A 25984-nucleotide genomic window follows, 5' to 3' on the forward strand; every position below is an offset into this window, starting at 1 on the left:
CTCAGCGGTGATCCGGTCGACGGGCCGACGCGAACAGGTTGATGCCCGTGCCTTCGCGCCGGATCTGGACGGGCGCGTGGCCGAACTCCGATTGTGCGAACAGGTCCACCAGGTTCTGCGGTGAGCGATGGATCAGTTTCCAGTCCAACAGGTGATCCATGAACGCCCGATCCGGATTGTCGACGTCGAAATTGCCGAGAAGTGCCGTTCCGCCGGGCCGCAGGCACTGGTAGATCCAGTCGAGCAGCCTGACCACGAGGTGATCGGCCAGGTAGTCGATCAAGCCGATCGAATAGACCAGATCCTGCGGGCCCAAGGTCAGTGTGTCCCGTCCGAGCGCCAGTTTGACGGCGTTGGCCTGCACGAACGACACGCGGCCGGTGACGCCGGCATCGGCCGCGATGCCTTGGGCGTATGCCAATGCCTGATCATCGATGTCCAGACAGGTGGCGTCGATCTCGGGGTGGCCGGTCTCGGCGAAGATGTCGAAGATCTCGCGAGCGGGTCCGCACGCCAGACTGGTGATCGCGATCGTCCGGTCGTCGGCCACTCGTGCGGTATCGACGATGAGGTCGCGCAACAACTGCCTGCGATTCTTGACCGCGCACGAGGCCGGGATCCCGAGAAACCAGCGGTCGATGTACGGACCCAGCCGGCGTACCCCGTCCGGTTCGTCGTCGTACACCATCTGCAAGGTCAAGAAGTCGCCGGCATAGCCGCGGGGTTTGGTGTACGAGCGATCGATCAGCGTGCTCAACCCCAGGTAGGGATACGCCTCGCCGTGAACGTAGGAGCCGAGCGTGTCGGCGTGCGGGGCACCTGCCCGCAGATGCACGCGCACCTGCTCGGCGAGGGCATCGCAGGCGGCGGTGACGCGGGCCTGAATCGCCTCGCCGGACCACCCACCGTCGATGATCAGTTTGTCCGCGGCCGCCATCGCCGCCTTGAAATCCGCCGTGCCCCGGACCATCGGATGTGTGATGCCGGCACTGGTGAGCGGAGCTGCGTCGGTGATTGTCACACGCCGATTGTTTGGCTGCTCTTTGATACCGAACTGAGTAGTGCGGTACTCGATTTCGTCCTGCACTCCGAACCGATCGGTCGGCTGCATTGCTGGCGGCCGTCGCAGCAAATCGGGTCAGTCCAGGTCGGCGAGAGCCCTGCGGGCGGCTTCCAGTTCGGCCTCCAGGGTGGCGACCTTGGCGGCCTGCTGGGAGCGCGCCTCTTCGATCACGGCGTCGATCGGGGTCGACAGATCCTCGTGCAGTTCCCTGGCAGCGCGGGAGACCGCGGCGGCGGCGACCGCGAGATCGCGGGCCAGGTAGGAGGTGCCCTGCTTGAGTTCGGCGCGCCATTCGCCGTCGGCGGTACCGGTGACCGTGAGGGTCAACTCGAGCGTCTTGGTCTTCCGGCCGGTCGCCTTTTTGGCTGCCGCCCTTGGCTTTTCGACGGCAGGTGCGGGGGAGTCGGGGTCGGCAGCCAACGGGGCCGCCACCGGAGTGTCCATGGTCGTCGTCATCCGACAATTAGAACACACGTTCGACTCTTGGTGTCAACCTCTACAAAGGTGATCGAGGGATTCTGTAGTGTGAGAATCGATCTCGACCGAGGGTGACGGCGATCCCGATGAAAATCTGACCGAGAAGGTTCGGGTAGGCCGCCATGCGCTCCAGCGCGCCCGCGTGATCGGGCACCGTGACCGTGAGCATGAGGACCGTCCCGGTCGCGCCGACCAACCCCGCGGCCGTCAATACGCCGACGGCCACGATGCTTCGCCGGTGCCTGCGCGCCAGCCACGCCGCTGCAAACAGCAAGAGGTTCCCGGCGGGGATGCACATCCCGGCGCCGATGCTGTGCACGGTTCGTGCCGTATCACCGTGAAATACGCCCGCAAGCACCATCCCCAGGCCGTATGTCACCGACAGCACCATCAGTGCGACGCGCAACGGTCCCGCGGGCTCCCGTCGCGACAGGGCGATCGCCGCGGTCGCCGTCAACACGCCGTTGAGCACGAACGCCACGCTCATCACGACGTCGTACGGCGAATGCCCGATCTCCAGCTCGCTGATGTAGTTGCGGGCGTAGGAGTATGCCGGTGAGTCCCACGCGGTCGCCACGATGGCCTCGACGACTAAGAAACCGGCCCCGGCGGAAATCAGCGCCGGCCCGGGCCATCGGGCCCCTGTGGCTGCGATGGCTATCCGGACGTCGCCCGGCGGGCGGCGGATTCGCTGCGCACCAGTTCTACGCTGTCGCCGACGTCGACGGTGACAACGGCCGTCGCCGCGAACAGGCCGTAGAAGTCGTCCGTGCGCGCGAATGTGTGCGCGCGGGCGAACAGCGGTTGCACGTCGAACACACGCACTTGGAGCTTCTCGCGGGTGAGTCTGCCCAATTCCCGGCCCGATTCGGGGTCGGTGATCATCTGATCGGACTCGGAGTGCACCGCGAAGACCATGCCCGCGGTCACGCCCGCCTGCGCGCCGCGATTGATGACGAGGGTGTAGTCGTCCTCGACGAAGGCGACCTGACCGCAGAGGGCGTCCTCGTTCACGACGCCGCCAGGGAATTGCTCTCTCGCAACAGCGATTTCGCGGCCGAACCGGCGCGGATACGCGGCCGTGCGTTGTGGTCGTCGACCGACAGCAGTGCGTCGATGTGGCTCGATTCGTCGTGCTCGGTGCCGAGCGTGAGTTCGACGGCCGTCTTGGCCTGGAACAGTGCGATCATGGCGTGCTGGTGGCGCTCGGCGCCGAAGGCGTTGAGCGCGAACGTGAGCTTCTTGTCGACGTATTCGACCGACCGCTGCAGTTCGGTCGCCGGAACTTCCGTGGGCGCGCTCTGCGGGCCGGCGGCACCTTCTCCGATGAACCAGCGGTGCCCCAGCGCTCCCAGGGCGATCGAGCTGACCGGTATCACCACGACCATGCAGGCCAGGCCGAACGAATTCGGCAGCGTGATCGCCCCGACGATGCCCAGGAGCATGAGGATGCCGGCCAGGGCCAGCACGCGCACCGTGGACGGCACCGCCGCGATGGCGCGGACGAGGTGGCGCATGACGTCGGCGGCGTAGTGAGCGACGCCGGCGATGAACGTGGCGCCGCTCTTGCCGGCTTTCACCGCGATCCGCCCCACCTGATCGGCGTGCTGTCGAGTCACCGGAGACTTGGGCGTCGACCAGGTTCGCTGCCGCGCAGGTGCGTCGGCTTTGGCATCGGCCGCGTCCGCGGTCGTCGGCTCATCGGAACTGCCAGTCACATCTGCATCAACAGCCACATGGGTATCATCCCGCGTCGGGCGGCCGATCCCGGTCCGGCACGCCGAGGAACCAACATGAACGCCTGGCGATTCACCGCACCGACGACGCACGCTCGCGCTATGAATCAACGGTGAGCACCCACGTGAACCTGACCCCGCAGGAAGAATCACTGATCGCCGAGAGCCATCCCGAAGCGCTGGCGCGCATGGACGCGAAGGCGCTCAAGGAATTGCAGAGCCGGCTGCGGCAGGCGCGGGAGAAGAATTTCAGCCTGTTGCGTCGTCAGGGTGCCGCCCGGGTAGAGGCCGAGGGCGCTCGCGGTGCGGCGCAGCCCGCCAACGAGAAGCGCGAAGAAAAGATCGACGTCTTCCACGATGCGCTCACCCGGGTGGCCGAACGACTGGAGACCGTCGGCGACGAATAGCCGAATCAGACCCTGCTGGTCACCTCGGTCAGCGTCCGGTCCAGGTTGTTGAGCGCCCGCACCGCCGCGCGGACGGGTCCGGGCGGAATGTCCGAGGTCGTCATCACCTCTAAAAGCATTGCCGTGGTGGGTTTTTCCGGTGACTCGGTATCCTCGCCCGCGACCATCTGCTTGACCCCCGCGACGGTGGCACACACGTGATCGGCCGCCTTGCGCAGTGCGATGGCGGTCGCCTCGGGCGGTGCGCTCGCGGGATCCGCGCGCGCGGCATTGACTCCGGCGCGGGCCAAGGCGTGCGCCGAGCGGTTGCCGGCCTGTAGGCCACGGACCAGACGCTGCACGCCGCGCCGACTCCGCACCGCGGGCCCCATCTGCAGCGGCTTGCCGGTTTTCACGACTTCCTGCAGGGCGTTGTCGAGGCTGCGGGTCTCGGACACCAGGTCGGTCTCGCGGCCGGGGACGAGCACGGACTCGATACCGGCATCGATCACCTCGGTCAGGCGATCGAAGTAGTCGTTCGCCTTCTCGACGAACGTCGCCCGGGTGCCGGTGCTGAAGACGAAGTACGCCGAGGCGATCCCGACCGCGCCGCCGGCCGCTGTCTCGGCGATGCGCAACTCGAGGACCTGGACGCTGAAGTTGCCGAGCAGCCCGTACAACATCGCGAGCACGACGGTCACGAAGAACGTCAGCCACGCGTAGGCGATGGTGACCAGATAGAACGCGCAGAACACGCAGAACACCAGCACGATGATCTGCGCGGGTGGGTTCTGCCCGATGAGCGTGGCCAGCAGCACGCCCGCCACCACACCGGCGATGGTCCCGACGATGCGGTGGCCCACCCGGGTGAGGATCTCGCCACGAGTCGAGACGCCCGTGAACACCAGGAAAGCCGTCAGCACAGCCCAGTACGACCGATCGGGCGAGATCAGCTCGCCGAGAAGGGTGGCGGCGCTGGTGGCGACGGCCACCTGAACCGCAGCTTTGGTGCTGGGATCCAGGCCCGAAGACTCCTCGTCCGTCGCTGTGTCGGGGTCCGGCTCATCGGTGGTCGCGACCCCCAGGGCGTTGGTGGTGATGTGATGAATGGCGAGGTGCGCCTGCACGGCCCGGTACGCGACGGCCGTGGCGATACCGGCGGGGGCGGACATCTCGGCCCGGTCCGCCGCCGCGGCGGCGCTCTTGCGGGCCGCGCGGAGTTCTTCCTCGGACGGTTTGTCCTGCAAGCACATTCGCAGGGCGATGATCGCGTCGACCAGGCCCCCGGTCCAGTCTCCCGCCGAATCCAGCCCCCAGAGCAGACCCGCCAGCTGCTCCACCGAGATCTGCGCGTCGAACACGCGCACGGCCAGTTCGTCGCTGGTGACGCTGAGCGTCTGCGCGGCGTCATGCCGGTCCAGCCAGTCATCGATCATCAAGCCGGTTTCGCCGAGCCGGTCCAGCCTGCGCCGCACCGCGAGCACGTCATGCTTCTTGCGGTCCTTGGTCACCGCGTCCAGCACGGTGATCGAGACGCCGCGTAGTGCCCGCACCAGGTGCAGAACCTCGGCGCGCGGACGGTCGGGGAAGACGAGCATTCGCACCGACAGCGTTGCGGCGATGCCAACGCCGATGGCCGCGGCGAGGATCGGAATCTGCGCGGGCGTGGCATGGATGAACAACGCGAAGAAGTAGGACATGAACGCGACCATTCCCAGCGCGTTGCCGCGCGGTCCGAACCGGCGCACCCACACCGCGGCGAACAGCACGGCGATGAACCCGACGTCGGCCACCCAATCGAAGGGGGCCAGGATCGCGGCCAGCGTCACCGCGCCCACCGCGGGGAACGGCAACAGCAGAGTGGTGATGACGCGGTCGTGTTGGTGCTTGTCCTTCACCGCCACCGACGACTGCATGGCGACGATGGCGCCGAGCATGGCGATGGTGATCGGCTGATGGGTGAACCGGGTGAATGCCAGCAGCGCGATGATGGCCAGCACCAGCGACAGCGTCGTGCCCGCTGCGCTGCGCAGCCGCAGCCTGCCCGGGTCGGAATCCACGATGAAACGCGCAGCGCGATCGCGAAGCGCTGACGAGTGCATCGCTCGATTGTGCGTCACGCGGTTGCGGGCGCGCCGCTAGCGCTGCATCGACCCCAGGTAATAGGTCTCGCGTCCGGTCGGGTAGCCGCCGCCGTCGGTGGCGATGTGCACATGGTCGAAGTGGTTGGCCGTCTCATTGCCGTAGTCCGCGGTCCAGCTCGGTGCGCCGATACCGGGATAAAAGCCCTGCCGCCAGATCACGTGCAGCACACCCCACCGCTCGGCGTTCGCCAGTGCGTATCCGGCGATCTGGTTGCCGAGTTCGATGCCGGCGTCGGAATGGTAGTTCGGGATCATCACGTCGATGGCCAGCCCGTTGGGGTGCCATTTGAGTGGATCCTGCCGGAATCCGCCGATGGTCTTGATCTCCGGGAACATCATGCTGATGGCGCGGGCCACCCAGATGGTCTTGACCTGCAGCCCGCTCTCCGGGGCGATACCGGCTGCCAAGGGGTAGTCGAACACCCGGGCTTCCTCGGGCGGGGCACTGGCCGCCAGTAACTCGGCCTGGGTGGTGGTGACCGTCGGGGACGGTGCGGCCGCCACCGTTGTCGGGCTGTTCTCACCCGCGGAGCCGGTATCCGGTGCGGGCGTGGTGTTCTGGGCATACACCATGGCCGCGGACACCGTCAGGGACGCCGCGAGCGCGAGCCACCGCCCGGCCCATCTGGGCCGGCCGCCTGTCCGTAGCTTCACGCCCACGAACAGCACTGTAATCAGTGCGCCCGGCAAACATTGGATGTTCGCCATCTCTGGTTCATGGTGTGGCGGCACGCTGGGCGACCTCGGCTGCGGATCGCCCAAAACTGTGTGATGTCTGTCAGCGCCGCGTAGCCTCCAGTCTCGAATATCGGATCGGAGAAGTCTTGTGAAGACGGTCAAACAGGTATGCCTCGGTGTCGCGATGGCGGGCGTCATCGCCGGTGCCGGATCGGCAGCGGCGACCGCGCAGGCGTGGGCGGACACCACCGATCCCGGCGCGAACAGCGCCAGCGGAGACTCACCGGGCGGCGATACCGGTCACAGTGCCGGCGGTGGAACCGCGGCGTCCGCTCCCAAGACCGACGCGGACACGCCGGACACCACGACCGAGAGCACGGCCACGCCAACGGATTCCCCGCCGAAGACGCGGAGCACCACGCGGGGGGACGCCGCTGTCGGCACGCCGAAAAAGAGTCGCACACCCGGTGAAAAGGTCCGCAAGACAACGGAATCGGGCACTGCAGCGGTGGCCGCCCCGACCCCGTCCACCCGCAAGAAGGTGTCGCTGGACGTACCGGCAGCCAAGCCCGAAGACCCAGCCCCAACGCCCGCGGTCGCCACCGCGAGTGTCGGCGCGCCGGTCGAGGTCAAGGTCGTCGAACCGGCCGTCACGTCGGCGCCCACACTGGACGTCGCCGCACCCGTCACCCCGGCGCCCGATCCCGACCCGTTGCCGCTGCCACTGCCTGCCGTGCCGGCCACCCCGGCAGGTCTGAGCAGTGCCACCGCCATCACGATGACCTCCCGCAGCCGCAACATGAGCACCAGCGCGGGCGACGCCGTCGCGCAGATCACCGCCGCCCCGACGCAGCACGTGTTGGTCATCGGCGTCGACGGCACCAGCCTGGGCCGGCTGCTGAACAACGTCGACGGGGGCAACAACGAGAACTTCCTGGACCTGTTGGACACCAGCACCTCTGGTGCGTCGAGCATTCAGGGCCACACCACCATCTCCAACCCGTCCTGGACCACGATGCTGACCGGCGTGTGGGACACCAAGAGCGGCGTGATCAACAACATCTTCAACCCGCAGGTGTACAACGTCTGGCACACCGTGTTCGACCGGTTGGAAGCCTGGAACCGGAGCACCGTCACCAAGTCCATCGCCGACTGGGACGTGATCACCGACATCTCCAGCGCAGGCACCTATGGTGCGGACCAGTCCGTGCTGATCCCGCGGGTCCCGGGCGACACCAACTGGTCGCAGACCGATACCGAGGTGGCCAACGAGACCGTCAAATCGATCCTGGGCGTCGATGCCGGATATGAAGACGTGCCGAACTTCCTGTTCAGCTACCTGGTCCAGGTCGACGAGGCCGGCCACGCGCACGGCGGTGCGTCCACCCAGTACACCGACGCGCTGACCCGGACCGACGAGAATCTCCGATTGATCCTGAAGGCCGTCGCCGACCGCGAGGATGCAACCGGGGAGGACTGGACCGTGCTGGTGGTCACCGACCACGGCCACCAGCCGCAGCTGGGATTCGGCCACGGATTCCAGACGCCCACCGAGACAACGACATTCGTCGTCGCCGACGGACCCGACTTCGGCAATGGGAAAGTCAACCTGCAGTACTCGATCGCCGATGTCACCCCGACGATCCTGAGTCTGTTCGGTGCGCCGCTGTCCAACGACTTCGACGGGGTGCCGCTGACCTCGCACGGCCCCGGCGTCGTTCCTACCGACGGGGTGACGGACGCACTCAAGGACGCGATCGCCGATATCGGCTACCCGGACCTCGGCACCCAGGTGCGCCTGAGCGTGCGCACCATCTTCGCCTCGATCCCATACTTCCTGAACCAGTTCACCGACCAGATCGTCGCGGAGCTGCAGGCCGTGGCCAATCAGGGCATCTTCCTGATCAGCACGATCGCCCAGATCGCCGTGCTGCCGGTGCAGTTCGTGGCCGACGTGCTGTTCCAGACGACCAACGTGCTGGGCAACCTGATCGGTCTGCTGACCGGCGCCGGGGTGGTCGGGCCCAGCCACACCGACCCCGAGCCGTTCCTGGTGCCTGACAACGCGATCCTGGTCTGAGGGCGCGCCGTGTCCCGCACCGATCGTGCCGCGCTGGTCGCCGGCGGCATCCGCCTCGCCTCAGGGGTGTCCTTCCTCGTTGACCCCCTGCGCGCCAACAAACTATGGGGTGAGCCCAACGCTCCGGGTCCGTCGGCTCGACTGCTGCTGCGGTCCATGGGCTACCGCGACGCACTGATCGGCGGACTGCTGTTGACCGCCGGGCTGCGTGGCCGCGACACCCGCGGATGGTTCCTGGCCTCCGGCGGTGCCGACGCCGCCGACCTGCTCGGCGGCCTGCCCGTGCACAGCGAACTGACGCGGGGGCAACAGGTGATCGGGCTGGGCGGCGCGATCGTCGGCATCGGCGTCGGCCTGTGGGGCGCCACCCGTCGTCGCCCGGCGGGGAACGGGTCGCAGGGCGCGAGCTAGGGACTTTGGTCCTTCGAGGAGATTGCCTGCGGCAGGCGAATCTCCGGTGTCCGCTCCGTAGCGTTTCGGACATGACCTACGTGATCGGAAGCGCCTGTGTGGACGTCAGGCACAAGTCGTGTGTCGCCGAGTGCCCCGTGGACTGCATCTACGAGGGCGCCCGCACCATGTACATCAACCCCGACGAGTGCGTCGACTGCGGTGCCTGCCGGATCGCCTGCGAGGTCGACGCCATCTATTACGAAACCGACCTGCCCGAGGACCAGCAGCCGCACTTGGCCGACAACGCCGCGTTCTTCGGCGATGTGCTGGCCGGCCGGGATCAGCCGCTGGGGGCTCCCGGCGGTGCCGCCGAATTGGGGCGCGTCGGGGCCGACACACCGCTGATCGCCTCGCTGCCCTAGATTTCCTCCCGTTTTCGCTCGCCCTGACCACATCGGGTAGTCCTACTCATCCCCGGGCGCAAGATGTCGGGCAGGCTGACCCTATGGCGCTCACCGAACCCGTGAACACGCACAACACCACGGCCCTGGCGGGCCGTGACCGTGCCGTCGATGTCGCCCGGCTCGCCGCCCTGGTGGTGGTGATGTTCGGGCATTGCGCACTGCTGCTGGCCACCATCGACACCAGCGGTCTGCGGATCGGCAACATCCTGGGCGAACTGCCCTGGCTGGCACCGGTCACCTGGGTGGTACAGGTGATGCCACTGTTCTTCCTGGCCGGCGGCGCTGCTGGGTACCACGCCTGGCATCCGGGCCGAAATACTTGGGGGACATGGCTGTTCACCCGGGCGCAGCGGTTGTGTCGCCCGGTGTTCTGGTATCTCGCGTTCTGGACGCTGGCGCTGCTCGTGGCGCGCGCCGTCCTAGGAGCGGAATCCGCAGCGGGGTTGGGCCGTGAATGCGTGGCGCTGCTGTGGTTCCTGGGGGTCTATCTGGTGGTCCTCGGCTTCGTCCCCGTGCTGACCAGGCTGCGCACGCTCGGCGGGTTCGCTTCCGTGCTGGTCGGCCTGTTCGTCGCCACGTGCGCCTTCGACGTTTTGCGCTTCGCGCTCGGCACCGACGAGGCCGGGTTGGCCAATTTCATCACCGTCTGGCTCATTCCGGTCGTCATCGGCGTGGCGTACGCCCGCGGGCTGATCCGCCCGGTCGGGGCGTTGGTGACGGCGGTCGTCGCGTTCGCCGGCCAGGTGCTGCTGGTCGCGGTCGGACCCTATGACGCGTCCCTGGTGGTCACCGGCACCGAGCGGGTCTCCAACGTGTCGCCCCCGACCACGGTGCTGGCCCTGCACTGCATGTGGATGTCGCTGGTGTTCGTCGCCGCCGCGGGACCGATCCGGCGCTGGGCGCAGCGCCCCCGGGTGTGGGCCGTCGTCGCGACGGGCAACGGGGGAGCGATGACGCTCTATCTGTGGCATATTCCGGCCATCGCGGTGGCCATGTTCGGCCTGCACGCCGTCGGACTCGATGCCTATGACGTGCATGCGCAGGGTTTCGTCGGAATGCTGGCGTTGCGTGCCGTGGTCTTCGCCGTCGTCATGGTCATCCTGTTCACGCTGCTCTCCCCGCTGGAGCACCGCCCACTGCCGTGGTGGGACGGCCATGCCGGCGCCACCGGCGGACGTTCGGTGGCGGCCGGGGTGCTGGTCTGTGTGGCGGGTGTCGCGCTGTTGCTGATGGCGAAGTTCGGACTCAGCGGTGTCGAGGGCTTCGCCGCGCTGGCCGCCTTCCTGGTGGCGGCCGCCACAGCCAGGCTCGCGGCCCGAGTCCGGCCCGGGCTGCCGGAACCTGTCGCAGCCGTTCGGTAGGGTCCACCGGGTGAGTCAGAGCGCCGTACACATCGTCAAGTCTGTAAACACCCGTCTCGCTGAGGAACTGGCCGTGGCGGAAGGCCAGGTGGCAGCCGCCGTGGCGTTGCTCGACGAGGGGGCGACGGTGCCGTTCATCGCCCGTTACCGCAAAGAGGTCACCGGAAGCCTGGACGACGAGCAGCTTCGCAACCTGGAGGAACGCCTGCAGTACCTGCGGGAGCTGGATCAGCGGCGGACGGCCGTGCTGGCCTCCATCGAGGAACAGGGCAAGCTGACCGACGCGCTGAAGGCCGCGCTGCTCGCCGCCGACACCAAGGCCCGGGTCGAGGACATCTACCTGCCGTACAAGCAGAAGCGGCGCACCAAGGCCCAGATCGCCCGGGAAGCCGGCCTGGAGCCGCTGGCCGACCGTCTGCTGACCGACCCGGCGGTGGTCCCCGAGGACGCGGCCGCCGCGTTCCTCGGTGAGGGCGTCGCCGACGCCGCCGCCGCGCTGGACGGGGCCCGGCACATCCTCATCGAGCGGGCCGCCGAGGACGCCGAACTGGTGGGTGAGGTCCGCGCGAAATTCTGGGCGGACGGCACGCTGAAGACTCGCCCGTGGTCCGACGATGCCGCGAAAAATGCTGCCGCACAGAAGTTTCGCGATTACTTCGAGTTCGCCGAGCCGCTGGAGAAGATGCCCTCGCACCGGGTGCTCGCGGTGCTGCGCGGCGAGAAGGAAGAAGCGCTTGCCCTGACCTTCGACGCCGGCGAGGACGAGGTCTACCAGGCCAGGGTCGCGCAGTCGCTCGGCATCGACATGACCGCGACAGGTCCGGCCACGCCCTGGCTGACCGCGACGGTGCGCCTTGCGTGGCGGACCAAACTGATGATCTCGGCGTCCGTCGATGCCCGAATCAAGTTGCGGCAGCGGGCCGAAGAGGAAGCGACGACCGTATTCGCGCGCAACCTCAAGGACCTGCTGCTGGCGGCGCCCGCCGGCACCCGCACCACCCTGGGGCTGGACCCTGGCTTCCGGACCGGGGTGAAGGTCGCCGTGGTGGACGACACCGGCAAGGTGGTCGACAGCTGCGCCATCTTCCCGCACCAGCCGCAGAAGCAGTGGGACACCGCCAAGGCCACCCTGGCCGCGCTGGTGGCCCGTCACGGCGTGCAGCTCATCGCCATCGGGAACGGGACCGCCTCCCGCGAAACCGACGCTCTGGCAACCGAACTGATCGCCGATATTCGTTCCGCGGGAGCCCCGGCGCCCACCAAGGCCATGGTCAGCGAGGCCGGCGCATCGGTGTATTCGGCCTCGGCGTACGCCAGCCACGAACTGCCTGACCTCGACGTCACCATCCGCGGCGCGGTCTCCATCGCGCGCCGGTTGCAGGACCCCCTGGCCGAACTCGTGAAGATCGACCCCAAGTCGATCGGTGTCGGGCAGTACCAGCACGACATCACCCCCGGCACCCTGGCCCGCAGCCTGGACGTCGTCGTGGAGGACGCGGTGAACGCCGTCGGGGTGGACCTCAACACCGCGTCGGTGCCACTGCTGTCCCGGGTGTCCGGGGTGACCGAATCGCTCGCCGAGTCCATCGTCGCGCACCGGGAGAAGGTCGGCGCCTTCGCCAATCGCAAGGCGCTGCTCGAGGTTCCGCGTCTGGGTCCCAAGGCTTTCGAACAATGCGCGGGCTTCCTGCGGATCACCGGTGGAGACGACCCGCTGGACGCGTCCGGTGTACACCCCGAGTCCTACCCGGTGGTGCGGCGCATCCTGGATCGCGCCGGTGTCACCCTCGGTGAGCTGATCGGCGACGCGCGGTCGCTGCGGTCGCTCAAGCCGGCCGAGTTCGCCGATGACCGCTTCGGGATCCCGACGGTGACCGACATCCTGGCCGAGCTGGAGAAGCCCGGCCGGGATCCGCGGCCCGCATTCTCGACCGCCACGTTCGCCGCCGGGGTCGAGAAGGTGGGCGATCTCAAGGTGGGCATGGTCCTGGAAGGCGTGGTGACCAACGTCGCCGCGTTCGGCGCATTCGTCGATGTCGGCGTGCACCAGGACGGGTTGGTGCACGTGTCGGCGCTGTCCGACCGGTTCATCTCCGACCCGCACGAAGTGGTCAAGTCCGGTCAGGTGGTCCGGGTGAAGGTTCTCGAGGTCGATGTCGAACGCCAGCGCATCGGGCTGACGCTGCGGCTCAACGACAATCCGCAGGCCGGGCAGGGTAAGCGGCCCGAGCGCGGAAACGCCGGTCCGCGCCGCGAAGGCGGTGAGCGCCGCAACCCCAACCGGGGGAGCCAGGGCCGTCAGGAGGCCCGGCCGGCCGCCGGTTCGATGGCTGATGCGCTGCGCAAGGCGGGCTTCGGCAGCTGACGCAACAGACCGGTGACCGGTCGGTGAACATCCGGTGACGGATGGATCCGATCTCGGGTGGTTGCGGGACGGCATCCCGGGTACACAACCCGCAGGTAACGCAGTCTTGTACGAAGCGGATGGTCGCATTACGACATCAATTCGGGCTTTTCGTCGAGATGCCATGCCGAAGCGAGCAAACTAGGCTCGGCGCGATTGACGGTTGGCCGGTGTGAATGACGTGACAGGAGTTGGGCCAGGGGTGAAAACGGTACTGGGTCTATCAGTGACCGCAGCCGGTGTCGGCTGGGTTCTGGTCGACGGCGCAGCACCCGAATCGCCCACCCTCGACGACGACGCGTTCAGCGTCTCTAACGTCGATGACCTGCACACCCGCGCGCTGGCGGCAGTCCGCGGCGCACAGTCCATCGCTGCCGCAACCGGCCACGAGATCGAATCGATCGGCGTCACCAGCAGTGAGGACACGGCCGCGCAAGCGGTGCAGTTGATCGCCACCCTCAAGGAGTCCGGCTACGGCGACGTGCGCTCGGTGCGGCTGGAGAGCACGACGTCGACGCCCGGCGACAGTGCCACCCGCACCGCCGCGGCGCGCGCCGTGACGCTCACCGAGGCCGATCTCTCCGTCCTGCTCGACGACGAACCGAGCGACCCGGAACCGGACGACTCCCACAGCGAGACGGGTGAGCTGCCGGCCGATCTGCCGACAACGCGTTTCACCCCGGCCTACGACGCGGCCCGCGCCGTGGCGACCGACTCGGTGCCTGCTGCCGCAACGGGGGGCACCGTTCATCGGCTGCGCAGCTGGGCCCGGGATGCCTCGCCGGCGCGGCTTGCGACGATGGCCGGTGCCGCCGCCGTCACCGCGGTGATCGCGCTGCTGGCGGTCGGGTCTCAGTTCAGTGGGCCGGACGCGCCCGACCCACTGGTCACCTCCGAGCGGCAAGCCAACCAGCCCGTCAGCCCCGCGGCGGGAACGTCACAGATTGTCGGCTCCACTCCCGCACCGGCGCCTGCTGCCCCGGCCCGCGAAATGGCCGTGCCCGAGCAGCCGGCCTCCGAGCCTGCCGCCGCCCCGCCGCCCGTGTATTCCGAGCCGATCATCCCGCTGCAGGCCGGGATCCCGGCGCCCATCGCCGTCATTCCGGTGCCCGAGCAGCTGCCCCCGGCCCCCGCTGCGGTGCCCACTCCCGCGCCCGAAGCGCCTCCCGCGCTCGTCGAGCAGGCTCCCGGTCCACTGCCCGGCCCGGCTCCGGCGGCAGTCCCGGCCGCGCCGGTCACCCCGCCTGCGGCCGTGCCTGCCGCGCCCGCACCCGAGCAGCCGGTCGTGGCGCCGCCCGCCGAGGCCGCACCGCCCCCGCCGGTGGATCCTGTTCAGGCCGCGATCAATTCGTTGTTCCCGCCGCCCGCGCCGGCACCCGTTCCCGCGCCGGCACCTGCGCCCCTCCCGTAGGGCGAGAGCCGAGTTCCACTCAGCGCATGGTGGCGAGGTTTCGCCACAGATTCCGCAGGCTGTCGGTGCCACCGAACAGGGTGGTGAAATGCGTGGAGTCGATCAACACGATGTCACCCGCGCGGGTGGTCGTCGGCGGCATCCAGACCAGCGCGTTGAATTCGGTGTTGCCCGCCGCGGTGTACGGGTGCGGGCGGTGCGGATCGACCACCTGGCGCCCGAGCACCCGTAGGTCGTCTCCCGCCGGCCTCGTCAGTTCGTAGTGCGGGAGGTGGGGGTGAAAGTTGAAGGTGGTGACGTCGGCCAGCAGGCCCGCGGCGTCCAGATCGGGGAATCCGGTGAGCGGGGCGATGTCCTTCGTGCCCTCGACGACCGCCGGGCGCAGTCCCCAGATGTTGTGCACGGGCACGTCGAGCGCCGTCATCAGGGACCTGGTGTATGCGCTGAACCGCTGCTGACGGGGCACCAGGGGATCGCCGTGGTGTGCGTATTCCATTTGGCGTTGCGCGACGTCGTCGGTGAAGCCCACATCGTGGTGGGGTGCGAGCAGCAGGCAGGTGCCTTCGCGCTTCAGCCATTCGGTGATCGCGGCGACCTCTGCGGCGGTGGCGTCTTCCTGGCCGAGCAGGTGGTCGAGGCCGAACACCATCAAGGTGTCGGTGTCGGCGAGGATCCGCTCATCGATTTCGAGCTTGTAACCGGCCTGGTCGATGCGCTGGAATACCGCCACCTGATGCCCGGTGGATTCTTCGGCCAGTGCCTGAAAGTCCAGTGTGGAGCGGTGGAACAGTTCCAAGGTGCCCGCGATGCCCTGGAGAAAGCTCGCCGCGTCGTACTCGGGTTTCTCGTAGGCGGGCCACGCCGCGTTGCGCACCTCGGTGATGGTGGAGAACCGGTTGTACAGCTCGGCCGGATCCCGTTGCGACTCCCAGGGATAGCTCCACGTCCAGTAGATGCTGATCCGCCGCCGCCCGTCATGCGGACGGGCCCGGTGGGTCTGGTTGTAGGTGCGTGGCGCGCTCATGACTTGTCCTCGCTGTCGAGTGCGGCCAGGTATCGCATGGCCGAGATGCCGGGCATGAAGAAGTATGCGCCACCCGTGAGTGTCGTGAACGCGGGTATGCCCTTGTGCACCTTGCGGATCGGCCGCTTCGGGACGGTGTAGTCGAGGGTGCCGTCCTGGGTGCCGCAGATGGGGTCGTGCTCATTGCCGAGTTCGTGGAACGACTTGTCGTTGATCCAGACGTTCTGCGCGAACTCGAACTGGCGCACCAGGTCCGCGCAGATGATGAACGCCGCGATACCGCGATCCACCCCGTCGTCGGGTGCGCCGTCCGGCAGAGCCGGGCCGTAGGTGGCGCCGCGGCGGATCATCCGGCGCCGGTTCATGTAATGCGCGGTGTCGCGGGGATTCAGCCGGCGGGCGTGCGAGCCCAGCGGGCACGCGTAGCCGAAGGGATCGTCGTCTTTGTAGTTGAAGTCGTTGTTGCGCATGGGATCGGCGCCCAACTCGGGGTCGTCCCTGTCCGGCGCCAGCACCAGCGGGGCGCCGCTGCGCCAGCGGCCCATGAACTTGGCCGCGAGCAGTTCCTCGTCGTCGGGTGTCTGCGAGTTCTCCCGCAGGTAGTCCCGGAACACCGCGACATGCTCTTCCAGCCGCCGGTAGGCCATGTAGCTCCCGTTGCGGGACAACACATCCGGCTTGGGCAGATCGCCCACCGGTCCGTTCTCGTCGGGGTAGCCGAGGATGAATTCGCCGGGCTCCAGCGGGTCACCCGAGCCGGGAGTCGGTTGCTCACCCGAGCCCTTCATCACCGGTTGCGACAGCCGGTCACGGAAACCGAAGTGGTCGTGGGCGTAGTTGAACGGCGGTGTCGCGTTCAGATCGAGATGCGACAGGCTGCGCACACCGTCGGTTCTGGCGAGTAGATCGTCGTGTGCCGCGAGCGATCGGGCGTTCTGCTCGTCGTTGCGGGAGAACAGGATGGCGATGGCATGGAGGTCGTCCCCGGCGAGCCCGCCCACCCAGTGCTCGGGGGAGTTCGGTCCGGTGTCGCCGAGAATCTTTGCCCGCGAGACCATTCCCTCGCGGAACGCGTCGGGGAAGGTGGCCAGGGACTTGTCGTCCACACCGAGGGCGCGCAAACCGTTCCACGTGAACGCCAGGGTGATCCAGCGATCCGACTCCTCCATGGTCGACACGGCATCGGCGGCCGACTGCACGAGATCCACCAGCTCTGACAGCCAGGCCCGTCCTCCTGCCGCTGTATCGAAGGTCAGGAACTCGTAGCGCCCCGTGATCGCCGGGGTGCGAGTGAGCAGGATGTGCTGGATATCGTCGAACTCGAGCACCGGGTTCTCCATCAGTTGAGGGGTGAGCCCTTCGCCCATGCCCAGGCCGCCACACGCCAACCGATGGCGAGCCTGCGCAGCGCCACGGTGAACACCGCGCCGGTCTGGGTGGCGGTCGTTCCGTTGAGGTCGAACGTCATGGTGGCGGGCGCCACCACGTACGCGCTGTCACCGGTGACGTCATTGTGCAGTGGTGCGCCCAGCGTCACGTGATACCCGGAGGCGTTCAGATGAACACCCTCGGTGAGTACATCGCGGTACCAGTCTGCCGCGGCGGTGGGGCCCATCCACAGGTGCGGGGCCATGCCGTCGAGGATCGAACCGTCCGGAACGAAGGCGGCCGTCATGGCGTCGACATCGCCGGCGTTGAACGCGGCCAGATAGGCCTGTACCGCTGCGAGCGGGTTGTCGCTCACTGCATCTGATCGAGCATGGTGGAGAAGGCGGCCTTGAGCTTCAAGGCCTTCTTGATCTCATCGGCCGTCACGTACGGGTATTCGCCGTACTCCAGGAAGCTGGGCACCTGATGGTCGCGGACGAACTTGATGAACGCCTCCGGGTTCTCTTTCCAGTCCTCCGGGAACCCTTCGAGATTGGTGAACACCGTGGTGATACCGGTGGCGCTGAACAGCTGCACCGCGTCCTCGGTGTACTTGTCGAAATCGGTGTCGAAGATGCCCATGTACTGGAAGTGCAGGCCGGAACCGACATCGAACAGATTCCACCGCAGATAGTGCAACTTCAGCGGCGCCAACGCCTCCGGGCTGGCCTTGATGGTCTCTTCGATGGTCTTGCCGTACGCGCGGACCACGTCTTCGCGGCCCTCTTTCACCTTGGCGATGATGGAGAATCCGTGGCAGGCCGGGGTACGGGGATAAACCGGCCCGTAACGCCCGCGCTCCTCCTCGAAGTAGCCCTCCGGGGGAATGGCGACTGCCGCCGGTTTGGTCCAGTCATGTTCAGCTGCCATCTCGACCTCCGGTTTTGGGCCTGCGATCCGCCGCGAACATTAGCACCCGCCGTGAGCCCGTACCGGGCAGATGGCAGGATTCAGATCCGCGCCGGCATGCTGTCCCAACCGCGTACCACCGACGAGGACGAGAACACCGCCGCGTCGAGGTCGACCTCCCAGTGAACTCCCGGACCTTCGGCTCCAGGGCATTGATCTTGCGGGGGGTGAAGGCCCGGGACAGCCCTGAACTACGAGTTCACCCTGTTCCTGCTGCGCAACCCCGCGGCCAGTGAACGCGTGGCCGCCCAGCGGCTGGAGACCATCCGGTCATTGGCCGACTACATCACGAAAGGTGTTGCGCGCCTTGGTAGACCTTGCGGATCCCGGCCGAGCCGCTGGCCAGGGTGCTGCTGGCTACCAATGACGGGATCACGCTGGCCAGCCACCTGGACGGCGAGGACCTCTACGGCACGTTCCTGCAACTGGTGAGGTCGAGCGTCGGGCCACCCGTGGAGTGACGCACTGAAGCGTAGTGTGTCTAACTATGGCACGCACAGACAACGACACTTGGGATCTGGCCTCTAGCGTCGGCGCGACGGCCACGGTGGTGGCCATGCAACGCGCGATGGCCACCCGTGGACCGCGCCCTCTGATCTATGACCCCTACGCCGAACCGCTGGTCGCCGCGGTCGGCTTGGAGGACTTCACCCGCTACGCGCGTGGTGAGATCGACACCGACGGCGCGCCGTTCGACGTGCACCGGATGTCGGACGGGATCGCCGCGCGCACCAAGTACCTCGACGATTTCTTCGCCGACGCCACCGCGGCCGGCATCCGGCAGGCCGTCATCTTCGCCTCGGGCCTGGACGCGCGTGCCTACCGGCTGCGCTGGCCGGCAGGCACGACGGTGTTCGAACTGGACCAGCCGCAGGTCATCGAATTCAAGACCGGGGTACTCGCCGACCAGGGGGCCGTGCCGGCCATCGCGCACCGTCCCATCGGTATCGACCTGCGCGACGACTGGCCGGCAGCGTTGCGGGCCAACGGCTTCGACCCGGCCCTGCCGACCGCGTGGATCGCCGAGGGTCTGCTCATCTACCTGCCGGCCGACGCCCAGGACCGGCTGCTGGAAAATGTCACCGCGTTGAGTGCACCGGGTAGCCGGATCGCGGCCGAGAATACCGGGACCATCACTGCCGACGAGCTCACCAAGATCGGCGAGCAGATGCGGGCCGCGCAGGAACAGTGGCAGGGCAAAGGAATCGACGGATTCGGCGCCGCGACCGAGATCGACATCACCGAGCTGTTCTACGCCGGTGAGCGCACCGAGTCCGCAGTGTTTCTCGGCGACCGCGGCTGGACGGTGAACCTGCACAAGAGCTCCGAGCTGTATGCGATGTACGGGCTGCAGCCGCCGATCGAGGGCCTGTCCGCGTTCGGCGACATCACCTACCTGACCGCCGTCCTGGGTTAGCAACCGATGGCCTGGACCGACGGCACCGACCACACCTTGTCCGAGTTGATACCCGCCGAACCGGCGGTGGTGCGGGCCTTCTACGCCGACCTCGTCAACATCAAGGTGGTGCACCCACTGGTGGTGTCCGTGCGGCCTGTCCGGCGCCGCGACACCCCCGGCGGCGGCTACCTGCAGGTCTATCGGGTGCAGGACCGGATCCCGTTGGGCCGCACCGTGTTACGTGCGACCTACACGGCCGAACTGTACGTCCCCACGACCGGTGATGTGCTGACCGAGGCGCGCCAGTTCCCCGGTGTGCGCCTGTTCGGCCGGGTGTCGTTCGAGGGTGGGGCCGACGGCACCACGCTGACCGAACGCCTGCACATCACCGCGCCGGCACCGCTGGCCGGATACACCGTGCGGCAGGCCGTCGCCGCGCACACCTCGATGCTGACCGGGATCAGGCGGCACTTCGAGCCGTCGAGATGATGACCTCGGCGGGACCCCGCACCGCGTAGTTCATCCCGTAACCGACCGGACCGTGCACCCGCCATTCGGGCAGCGCCGTCAGGAGTTCCTCCAGGAACACCTGGCCCTCCAGCCGGGCCAGGTTCATGCCGAGGCAGCTGTGCATCCCGAAGGCGAAGCCCAAGTGCGGCAGCTTCTTCCGGAACACGTCGAACCGTTCCGGGTGCTCCCAGCGCTGCGGATCGCGGTTGGCCGCCCCCAGGAGCAGGGTGAGTCGGCGGCCGTCCGGAACGCCGATGCCGCCGACGCGGGCGTCCGCACCGATGGCGTCGCGGAACACCGAATGGCTGACCGTCTCGTGGCGGTGCACCTCCTCGACCGCGGCCGGGATCAACAACGGATCCTCGGCGATCGCCCGGCGCTGATCCGGGTGGGCCGCCAGGGTCACCACGATCTGGGCCAGCAGTTTGGCCGTCGTCTCATTGCCTGCGAATACCAACTGCGTATTGCTGGCCACGATCTCCTGCTCGGTCATGTGCCGGCAGGCGTAGTCGTCGCGCACCATGGTGGTGATCAGGTCGGTGCCGGCGAAGGACGGGCAGCGGCGCCGGTCGATCTGCGTCCGGATGTAGTCGTTGAGTTCCGCGGTGGCCTGCTCGCCGACGGCGATCAGCCGTGCGCCGCGCTCGCCCGGATTGGTGTATCCCTCGGCCGACGCGCCCATGGCGTCACTCCACGCGCTGAACCGGTCGACCATGTCCGGCTCGATGCCGAGCATGTGCGCGATCACCTCGGTCGGGATGCCTCGGGTCAACTCGGTGACCACCTCGACGGCCTCGCCGGCGGCCAGCCGGTCCAGCACGGGGGTCAACCGGCGGCGCACGACGTCGGCGATCATCGGGCGTAGCGCCGCGAGCGTCCGTGGCCGGAAGTCGTCGGACCAGATGTTGCGGATGTCGTCGTGGTGGCGGCCGTCGTAGAACTCCATCGTGGGCCCGCCGAACACGCCGGCCTGCTCGTCCTGGCCACGTTCGGAGCCGAATACCGTTGGCGTGGTGAGGATTGTGCGTACGTCCTCGAATCCGGCCACCATCCACCGATTGATGCGACGGTTGAACACCACCCCGCCGAGATCCCGGATCTGCTGGTAGATGTGCCACGGTTCGCGGACGAACCCAGGATCGGCGACGTCGAAGTCGAGGTCCGGTGCCTGCGTCACGAACGACCTCCCGCCGGGTTCGGCAACCTGCCACCCAGGTTGACAATAGTATGCGATTCTGTAACGCATGACGGTGAATTTCAGGGACCTCGGCGCCGAATTGTCGAACTGGGGCCGCTGGGGCCCCGAGGATCAGCTCGGCACCTTGAACTTCATCACGCCCGCGCACATCCAGGCGGCCGCCGCGGAGGTTCGCACCGGCCGGGTTTTCCAGCTGAGCATTCCGGTGGGCAAGAGCGGACCGCAGAGCGGCATCGGAGGCCGGATCAATCCGGTGCACCTGATGTCGATGGCGCCCCACGACTGGTCCGAGCCGCACGGGGTCCAGGTGTCCGACGACTGGATCATCATGCCGCTGCAGTCCGGAACCCAGTGGGACAGTTTGGCGCACGTCGCCTACGACGACCGGATGTACAACGACTACCCGACCGACGAGGTCAACGCCCGGTTCGGTGCCCGCAAACTCGGTGTTGAGGTGATGGCCGACAAACTGGTCGGCCGGGGCGTGCTGTTGGACATCGCCCGGTTGCACGGCGTGCCCTGGCTGGACGGTGGCTACGCGATCACCCCGGCCGACCTGGAGGCCGCCGAACGGGCGCAGGGTGTCACGGTGGGGGAGGCCGACTTCCTGTTCTTCCGGACCGGTTGGCGGGCAAAGCTTCTCGCAGACGGGGCCGACGGCTGGATGAGCACGGAACCGGGGTTGAGCATGGACTGTGCGCGCTGGCTGGGCGACCGGTCGGTGGCGGCGGTGGGCTCGGACAACTGGGCCATCGAGGTGTTGCCGAGTGAGCCGGGCAGTGGGCCGGGCTCGATCGTGCCGCTGCATTGCGTGCTGATCCGGGACATGGGCATGCCGCTGGCCGAGATTCTCGACCTCGAGGAATTGGCCGCCGACTGCGCGGGCGACGGCCGGTGGAGTTTTATGCTGGTGGCCCCACCGCTGCGGATCACCCATGCGGTCGGGTCCCCGGTGACGCCCATCGCCATCAAATGACCGCTTTCCAGTACCGGCTGCGCACGTCCACACCGCTCGTGAGCGTCGAGGACTACCGTGCTGCGGCGCGCCGTGCGCTGCCCAGGATGGTGTGGGCCTATCTGGACGGGGGCGCCGAGGATGAGCGGACGCTGCGTGCCAACCGCGCCGCCTTCACGAAATGGTCACTGCGGCAACGGGTGCTGGCCGGTCACGCGCACGCCGATATCGGCACCGAACTGTTCGGTGAGCGACTCGACATGCCCGTGGTGCTCGCCCCGACCGGTTTGACCGGCCTTGCGCACTGGTCGGGCGAACTCGGTGCGGCTCGCGCGGCGGAGCGGGCGGGTGCGCGACTGGCGCTGAGCACCGCGTCGTCGTACTCCATCGAAGAGGTCGCGGACGGCACCGACCGCGACCACTGGTTCCAGCTGTACCCCTGGGGCGAGCGCGCCGGGTTCATGGACTCGATGCTGGACCGGGCCCGCGATTCGGGATATCGCACCCTGGTGGTCACCGTCGACGTGCCGGTGCAGGGCAATCGCACCGGAGAGCGACGGACCGGGATGGGCCATCCGCCGATCCTGACGCCGCGGCGGGTGGCCGACGCCGCGCTGCGGCCGCGCTGGTGGTTCGGCCTGCTGCGGCATCAGCGGATGACGATGCGCAACGTCACTGCCGTCCGCGGCGCTGCGGGGGCCGTCGACGGCGTGGGGGTCCAACAGCGCCAGATGCGGCCGGACCTCACCTGGGCCGACGTCGCCGATCTACGGCGGCGCTGGGACGGGCCCTTCGTGGTGAAGGGCATCCTGGATCCCGCCGACGCGGCCCGGGCTGTCGACATCGGTGCCGACGGTGTGGTGGTGTCCAATCACGGTGGACGCCAACTCAATGGCGCGCCCGCGTCGCTCGATGCGCTGCCCGCAGTGGCGGACGCGGTCGGTGATCGCGTCACGATTCTGCTCGACGGCGGTGTCCGGACGGGCAGCGACATCGTCACGGCGCTGGCGCTGGGCGTCGATGCCGTGTTGATCGGCCGGCCCTACCTCTATGGTCTGGCGGTCGACGGTGCGGCGGGAGTCGGTGCGGTGCTGGGGATCCTCGCGGCGGAGATGCGCCAGACGCTGACCCTGATGGGCGTCGGTGGCATCGCCGAACTGGGGCGCAATCACCTGCTTTAGGGTAGCGCCATACTGTAATGCTTACGGGATGGCATACTCGCATCCATGGGCGCGCAATCTGCGGTGTATCCGGGGGCGGACCGGATGACGAAATACCAGCTCGACGTGATCGGCGTCGACGCCGCCGACGTGGTGCGCTCCGCGGGTGGCTGGCTGTGCGACCGGGTGATGGCCGGGTGGGACGTCCAGGTGACGTTGACCGAGGACGGCGATCTGCGAGCGCTGCACATCCTGGGGCTGCGGATCGGTGAGCGTCGTGAGGAGCCGGTGGCGCTGGCGGTCGCGGGTGGGCTCGGCGTGCAGGTGCAGGCGGCGCTGACCCGGGGTGGCGCGGAGGTCATGGTGTGGGACGCCGACCGGCTGACGGGCTTGGAGCCGGTCCGGTATGTGCTCAGTTCGGCCGCACGCGCCTTCAAGGCGCAGGCGCTCGCGGCGGCGGGCCTGGATCCCTCGCAACTGCGGCCCGTCGAGGTGTTCCGCTCCCGCCGGACCTAGGTGCCTGCGGCGACCACACCGGTGGCCACGGATTTGGCCCAGCGGTAGTCGGCCTTGCCCGCCGGTGACCGCAGGATCTTGGTCTCCCGGATGAAGGCCTTCGGAATCTTGTACCGGGCCACCGAGCGTCCACACACCTCGGCGAGTTCCTCGTCGGAGGCCGAGGCGCCGTCGGCCAGCTGCACCACCGCCACGACTTCCTGGCCCCAGCGTTCGGAGGGCCGGCCCACCACCACGACGTCGTACACGCTCGGGTGCGCGGCGATCGCCCGCTCGACCTCTTCGACGAAGATCTTCTCGCCGCCGGAGTTGACGGTCACCGAGTCGCGGCCGAGGAGTTCGATCCTGCCGTCCGCCAACATGTTCGCGCGGTCGCCGGGTACCGACCAGCGCACCCCGTCGATGGTGGGGAAGGTGCGGGCGGACTTCTCCGCGTCGCCCAGGTAGCCCAGGGGAATCAGGTCGCGGCGGGCCAGCCAGCCGCCACCCTCGCCGGGCGCCAGCACGCGGCTGAAATCCTCTGCGACGACGGCGGTGTCGGATTGAGCGGTGAACGTCGCAGCCGGCGTCGGTTCGCCGGCCGTCGAGTACGTGCTCATCTGCGCACCGGACTCCGAGGCGCCGACGGCGTCGAGCAACATGATGTGCGGCAAGGCCTTGAGGATCCGGTCCCGCACTGTCGGTGACAGAGCCGCGCCGCCGTTGGTGATGGTGAACAGGCCGGACAGGTCGTAGTCGCCGGTCTCGATCTCCTCGATGAGCGGACGTGCCACGGCATCGCCCACCACGGGGATGGTCAGCACCCGTTCGCGTTCGGCCAGCCGCAGCACGTCGGCGGGGCGCAGCCGTTCGACATCGTCGGGGATGACGAGCTTGCCGCCCATCGTGATGGCGTTGTAAGCGGCCCACTGCGCGGCGCCGTGCATGAAGGGCGGGATCATCAGCATCGCCAGGGCGCCGCCCGCGGTGCGTGCCTTCTCGGCGAGTTCCTCGTAGGAGGCCAGCGCCTGATCGCTGCCGAACGGGCGCCCGCCCATCGAGGACAGGAAGATGTCGTGCTGGCGCCACAGCACGCCCTTGGGCATCCCGGTGGTGCCGCCGGTGTAGAGGATGTAGAGGTCGTCGCCGGAGGCGTTGGGCAGGCCGCCCGCCGGGGCCGGCGTGCCGATCGCGGCCTCGTAGTCGACCGCACCGGGCAACAGTTCGTGGCCCGACTCGTCGGCGACCTGGATGAGGACCTGCAGGTGCGGGGCGCGGTCGCAGATGGCGGCCACCCGCGGCGCGAATTCGGCGTTGTAGACCAGTGCGCGTGCCTTGGAGTCGTTGAGCAGGTAGACCAGCTCTTCCTCGACGTAGCGGAAGCTGACGTTGTACGGGGCGACCCGGGCGCGGTAGCTGCCGATCATCGACTCCAGGTACTGGTTGCCGTTGCGCAGGTAGATGCCCAGGTGGTCCTGCCCGGACTGGTGCCCCGGCAGCGCGGCGCGTTCGGTGTGCGCGCCCAGCCCGGCCGATGCCAGGAAGTGCGCGAATCCGTCGACCCGGGTGTCGAACTCGGCGTAGGTGTAGCGGCGGTCGCGCCACACCAGGAACGTCTGGTCGGGGACGGCTCCGGCCACGGTGCCGAAGACGGAGGACAGGTCGAAGGTGACGCCGCTCATGACAACAGACCATACATGGCGGCTTCTATTGTATGGTCGATGTTCGAGAAGTTGGCGCGACGGTCGGAACATTCGACGTCGCGCGATGTTGACTTGACTCTTAATCACATAGATCTCGTCTCACGTTGCGTGTCTCAGACCCTCGATGCCGAAGGTGCTGGCAGTAATTGGAACCGGCATCCCATGCGGCTCCTCCACGGGCGCGGCGCCGAGGCCTCCGGCCGGGCAAGGATCACGAGTGGGACTGCCCCCGGTTTGGTTGATTCTGATGTGCCCTGGGTTGCATGGAGTCGGTTTGCTTGACTTCTGGTCACGACATCCGCCGAAGGAGCCGTGTCCGTGCCCAAGCGTTATCCCGAAGAGTTCCGTCGACCTTGTCGCCGCCGGGCGCCCGATCGCGCAGATCGCCGCCGATCTGAATATTAGTGACCAGGCGATCTACGGCTGGCGCAAACAGGAGCTGATCGACACCGGCCAGCTTCCCGGGCTCAACCGCGCCGAACTGGCCCAGCTCAGTGCGGCCAATAGACGCATCCGCGAGCTGGAGACTGAGGTCGCCATCCTCAAGAGGGCCCGTGAGCTGCTCAGGGAGCCGAACGACCCAAAAGGCGGTACGCGGCCATAGCC

General features: G+C 68.0%; 26 protein-coding genes and 1 pseudogene. 14 read left to right on the forward strand and 13 right to left on the reverse strand.

Translation table 11 applies throughout. The features are described 5' to 3' along the window. Position 1 precedes the first annotated feature (1 nt). From AC1DY7_RS04720 to AC1DY7_RS04740, 5 genes are all read right to left on the reverse strand, one after another. A complete protein-coding gene (locus AC1DY7_RS04720; RefSeq protein WP_477492502.1) occupies positions 2-1021 on the reverse strand; it encodes an SAM-dependent methyltransferase in 1020 nt (339 codons plus the stop codon). Positions 1022-1138: 117 nt separating this feature from the next. Next, the gene (locus tag AC1DY7_RS04725; RefSeq protein WP_477492503.1) at positions 1139-1519 is read right to left on the reverse strand and encodes a DUF6319 family protein; all 381 of its coding nucleotides are present in this window, start codon (positions 1517-1519) and stop codon (positions 1139-1141) included. Positions 1520-1559: 40 nt separating this feature from the next. Continuing rightward, a complete protein-coding gene (locus AC1DY7_RS04730; protein WP_477492704.1) occupies positions 1560-2228 on the reverse strand; it encodes a DUF998 domain-containing protein in 669 nt (222 codons plus the stop codon). Next, positions 2198-2554 carry a hypothetical protein gene (locus AC1DY7_RS04735; protein ID WP_477492504.1) on the reverse strand — a complete coding sequence of 119 codons (357 nt, stop codon included), beginning with the start codon at positions 2552-2554 and terminating at the stop codon, positions 2198-2200. The genes AC1DY7_RS04730 and AC1DY7_RS04735 overlap by 31 nt, the downstream gene beginning before the upstream one ends. Continuing rightward, entirely contained in the window at positions 2551-3276 is a 726-nt protein-coding gene (locus AC1DY7_RS04740) for a hypothetical protein (protein WP_477492505.1), read from the reverse strand. Before AC1DY7_RS04740 ends, AC1DY7_RS04735 begins: the two co-directional genes overlap by 4 nt. 113 nt (positions 3277-3389) lie before the next feature. On the opposite strand from AC1DY7_RS04740, the gene AC1DY7_RS04745 reads away from it, so the two are divergent. Then, complete coding sequence (locus AC1DY7_RS04745) at positions 3390-3683, forward strand: hypothetical protein (RefSeq protein ID WP_477492506.1); 294 nt, start codon at positions 3390-3392, stop codon at positions 3681-3683. Positions 3684-3688: 5 nt separating this feature from the next. Here the strand turns inward: AC1DY7_RS04745 and AC1DY7_RS04750 are convergent, their stop codons facing one another. Beyond that, positions 3689-5764: an FUSC family protein gene (locus AC1DY7_RS04750; protein WP_477492507.1), complete on the reverse strand. Its 2076-nt coding sequence runs from the start codon at positions 5762-5764 to the stop codon at positions 3689-3691. A 36-nt stretch (positions 5765-5800) separates the two neighbouring features. Beyond that, positions 5801-6466, reverse strand: a complete 666-nt coding sequence (locus AC1DY7_RS04755) for a VldE C-terminal domain-containing protein (RefSeq protein WP_477492508.1) — start codon at positions 6464-6466, stop codon at positions 5801-5803. Between the two features lie 166 nt (positions 6467-6632). Here AC1DY7_RS04755 and AC1DY7_RS04760 point away from each other — a divergent pair, with 166 nt between their 5' ends. From AC1DY7_RS04760 to AC1DY7_RS04785, 6 genes are all read left to right on the forward strand, one after another. Continuing rightward, the gene (locus AC1DY7_RS04760; RefSeq protein ID WP_477492509.1) at positions 6633-8564 is read left to right on the forward strand and encodes an alkaline phosphatase family protein; all 1932 of its coding nucleotides are present in this window, start codon (positions 6633-6635) and stop codon (positions 8562-8564) included. Positions 8565-8573: 9 nt separating this feature from the next. Next, complete coding sequence (locus AC1DY7_RS04765; RefSeq protein ID WP_477492510.1) at positions 8574-8975, forward strand: DUF4267 domain-containing protein; 402 nt, start codon at positions 8574-8576, stop codon at positions 8973-8975. A gap of 71 nt (positions 8976-9046) precedes the next feature. Continuing rightward, positions 9047-9379 (forward strand): ferredoxin, encoded by a 333-nt coding sequence (fdxA, locus tag AC1DY7_RS04770; RefSeq protein ID WP_477492511.1) that lies wholly within the window; start codon positions 9047-9049, stop codon positions 9377-9379. 83 nt (positions 9380-9462) lie between these two features. Next, a complete protein-coding gene (locus tag AC1DY7_RS04775) occupies positions 9463-10782 on the forward strand; it encodes an acyltransferase family protein (RefSeq protein WP_477492512.1) in 1320 nt (439 codons plus the stop codon). A gap of 10 nt (positions 10783-10792) precedes the next feature. Continuing rightward, entirely contained in the window at positions 10793-13147 is a 2355-nt protein-coding gene (locus AC1DY7_RS04780) for a Tex family protein (protein WP_477492513.1), read from the forward strand. A gap of 241 nt (positions 13148-13388) precedes the next feature. Continuing rightward, positions 13389-14597 (forward strand): DUF7159 family protein, encoded by a 1209-nt coding sequence (locus AC1DY7_RS04785; protein WP_477492514.1) that lies wholly within the window; start codon positions 13389-13391, stop codon positions 14595-14597. A 19-nt stretch (positions 14598-14616) separates the two neighbouring features. On the opposite strand, the gene AC1DY7_RS04790 is transcribed toward AC1DY7_RS04785, so the two are convergent. The 4 genes from AC1DY7_RS04790 to AC1DY7_RS04805 are packed head-to-tail and all read right to left on the reverse strand — an operon-like array spanning position 14617 to position 17919. Beyond that, positions 14617-15621 (reverse strand): hypothetical protein, encoded by a 1005-nt coding sequence (locus AC1DY7_RS04790; RefSeq protein WP_477492515.1) that lies wholly within the window; start codon positions 15619-15621, stop codon positions 14617-14619. After that, positions 15618-16949: a Dyp-type peroxidase gene (locus AC1DY7_RS04795; protein ID WP_477492705.1), complete on the reverse strand. Its 1332-nt coding sequence runs from the start codon at positions 16947-16949 to the stop codon at positions 15618-15620. Before AC1DY7_RS04795 ends, AC1DY7_RS04790 begins: the two co-directional genes overlap by 4 nt. A gap of 11 nt (positions 16950-16960) precedes the next feature. Beyond that, the gene (locus tag AC1DY7_RS04800) at positions 16961-17365 is read right to left on the reverse strand and encodes a nuclear transport factor 2 family protein (RefSeq protein ID WP_477492516.1); all 405 of its coding nucleotides are present in this window, start codon (positions 17363-17365) and stop codon (positions 16961-16963) included. Beyond that, complete coding sequence (locus tag AC1DY7_RS04805; RefSeq protein WP_477492517.1) at positions 17362-17919, reverse strand: hypothetical protein; 558 nt, start codon at positions 17917-17919, stop codon at positions 17362-17364. The genes AC1DY7_RS04800 and AC1DY7_RS04805 overlap by 4 nt, the downstream gene beginning before the upstream one ends. Positions 17920-18141: 222 nt before the next feature. On the opposite strand from AC1DY7_RS04805, the pseudogene AC1DY7_RS04810 reads away from it, so the two are divergent. The 3 genes and pseudogenes from AC1DY7_RS04810 to AC1DY7_RS04820 form a co-directional block, all read left to right on the forward strand. Then, positions 18142-18419: pseudogene (locus AC1DY7_RS04810) on the forward strand (TetR/AcrR family transcriptional regulator); the annotation flags it as partial. Positions 18420-18445: 26 nt separating this feature from the next. Next, complete coding sequence (locus AC1DY7_RS04815; protein ID WP_477492518.1) at positions 18446-19375, forward strand: class I SAM-dependent methyltransferase; 930 nt, start codon at positions 18446-18448, stop codon at positions 19373-19375. A gap of 6 nt (positions 19376-19381) precedes the next feature. Continuing rightward, the gene (locus AC1DY7_RS04820) at positions 19382-19846 is read left to right on the forward strand and encodes an SRPBCC family protein (RefSeq protein WP_477492519.1); all 465 of its coding nucleotides are present in this window, start codon (positions 19382-19384) and stop codon (positions 19844-19846) included. On the opposite strand, the gene AC1DY7_RS04825 is transcribed toward AC1DY7_RS04820, so the two are convergent. Continuing rightward, positions 19818-21044, reverse strand: a complete 1227-nt coding sequence (locus AC1DY7_RS04825) for a cytochrome P450 (RefSeq protein WP_477492520.1) — start codon at positions 21042-21044, stop codon at positions 19818-19820. The genes AC1DY7_RS04820 and AC1DY7_RS04825 overlap by 29 nt on opposite strands. Positions 21045-21111: 67 nt before the next feature. Between AC1DY7_RS04825 and AC1DY7_RS04830 the strand changes: the two genes are divergently transcribed. Genes AC1DY7_RS04830 through AC1DY7_RS04840 form a run of 3 tightly spaced genes read left to right on the forward strand, consistent with a single transcriptional unit; the run spans position 21112 to position 23696 of the window. Next, on the forward strand, positions 21112-22041 hold the full coding sequence (locus AC1DY7_RS04830) for a cyclase family protein (protein WP_477492521.1): 930 nt from the start codon (positions 21112-21114) through the stop codon (positions 22039-22041). Further along, the gene (locus AC1DY7_RS04835) at positions 22038-23201 is read left to right on the forward strand and encodes an alpha-hydroxy acid oxidase (protein ID WP_477492522.1); all 1164 of its coding nucleotides are present in this window, start codon (positions 22038-22040) and stop codon (positions 23199-23201) included. Before AC1DY7_RS04830 ends, AC1DY7_RS04835 begins: the two co-directional genes overlap by 4 nt. A 45-nt stretch (positions 23202-23246) precedes the next feature. Then, entirely contained in the window at positions 23247-23696 is a 450-nt protein-coding gene (locus AC1DY7_RS04840) for a hypothetical protein (RefSeq protein ID WP_477492523.1), read from the forward strand. Here the strand turns inward: AC1DY7_RS04840 and AC1DY7_RS04845 are convergent. After that, positions 23693-25357, reverse strand: coding sequence for an acyl-CoA synthetase (locus AC1DY7_RS04845; RefSeq protein ID WP_477492524.1), 1665 nt, complete (start codon positions 25355-25357; stop codon positions 23693-23695). The genes AC1DY7_RS04840 and AC1DY7_RS04845 overlap by 4 nt on opposite strands. Before the next feature lie 295 nt (positions 25358-25652). Between AC1DY7_RS04845 and AC1DY7_RS04850 the strand changes: the two genes are divergently transcribed. After that, on the forward strand, positions 25653-25982 hold the full coding sequence (locus tag AC1DY7_RS04850) for a transposase (RefSeq protein WP_477492525.1): 330 nt from the start codon (positions 25653-25655) through the stop codon (positions 25980-25982). The last annotated feature ends 2 nt before the right edge of the window (positions 25983-25984 follow it).

Source organism: Mycobacterium sp. P2_H7 (assembly GCF_056403275.1).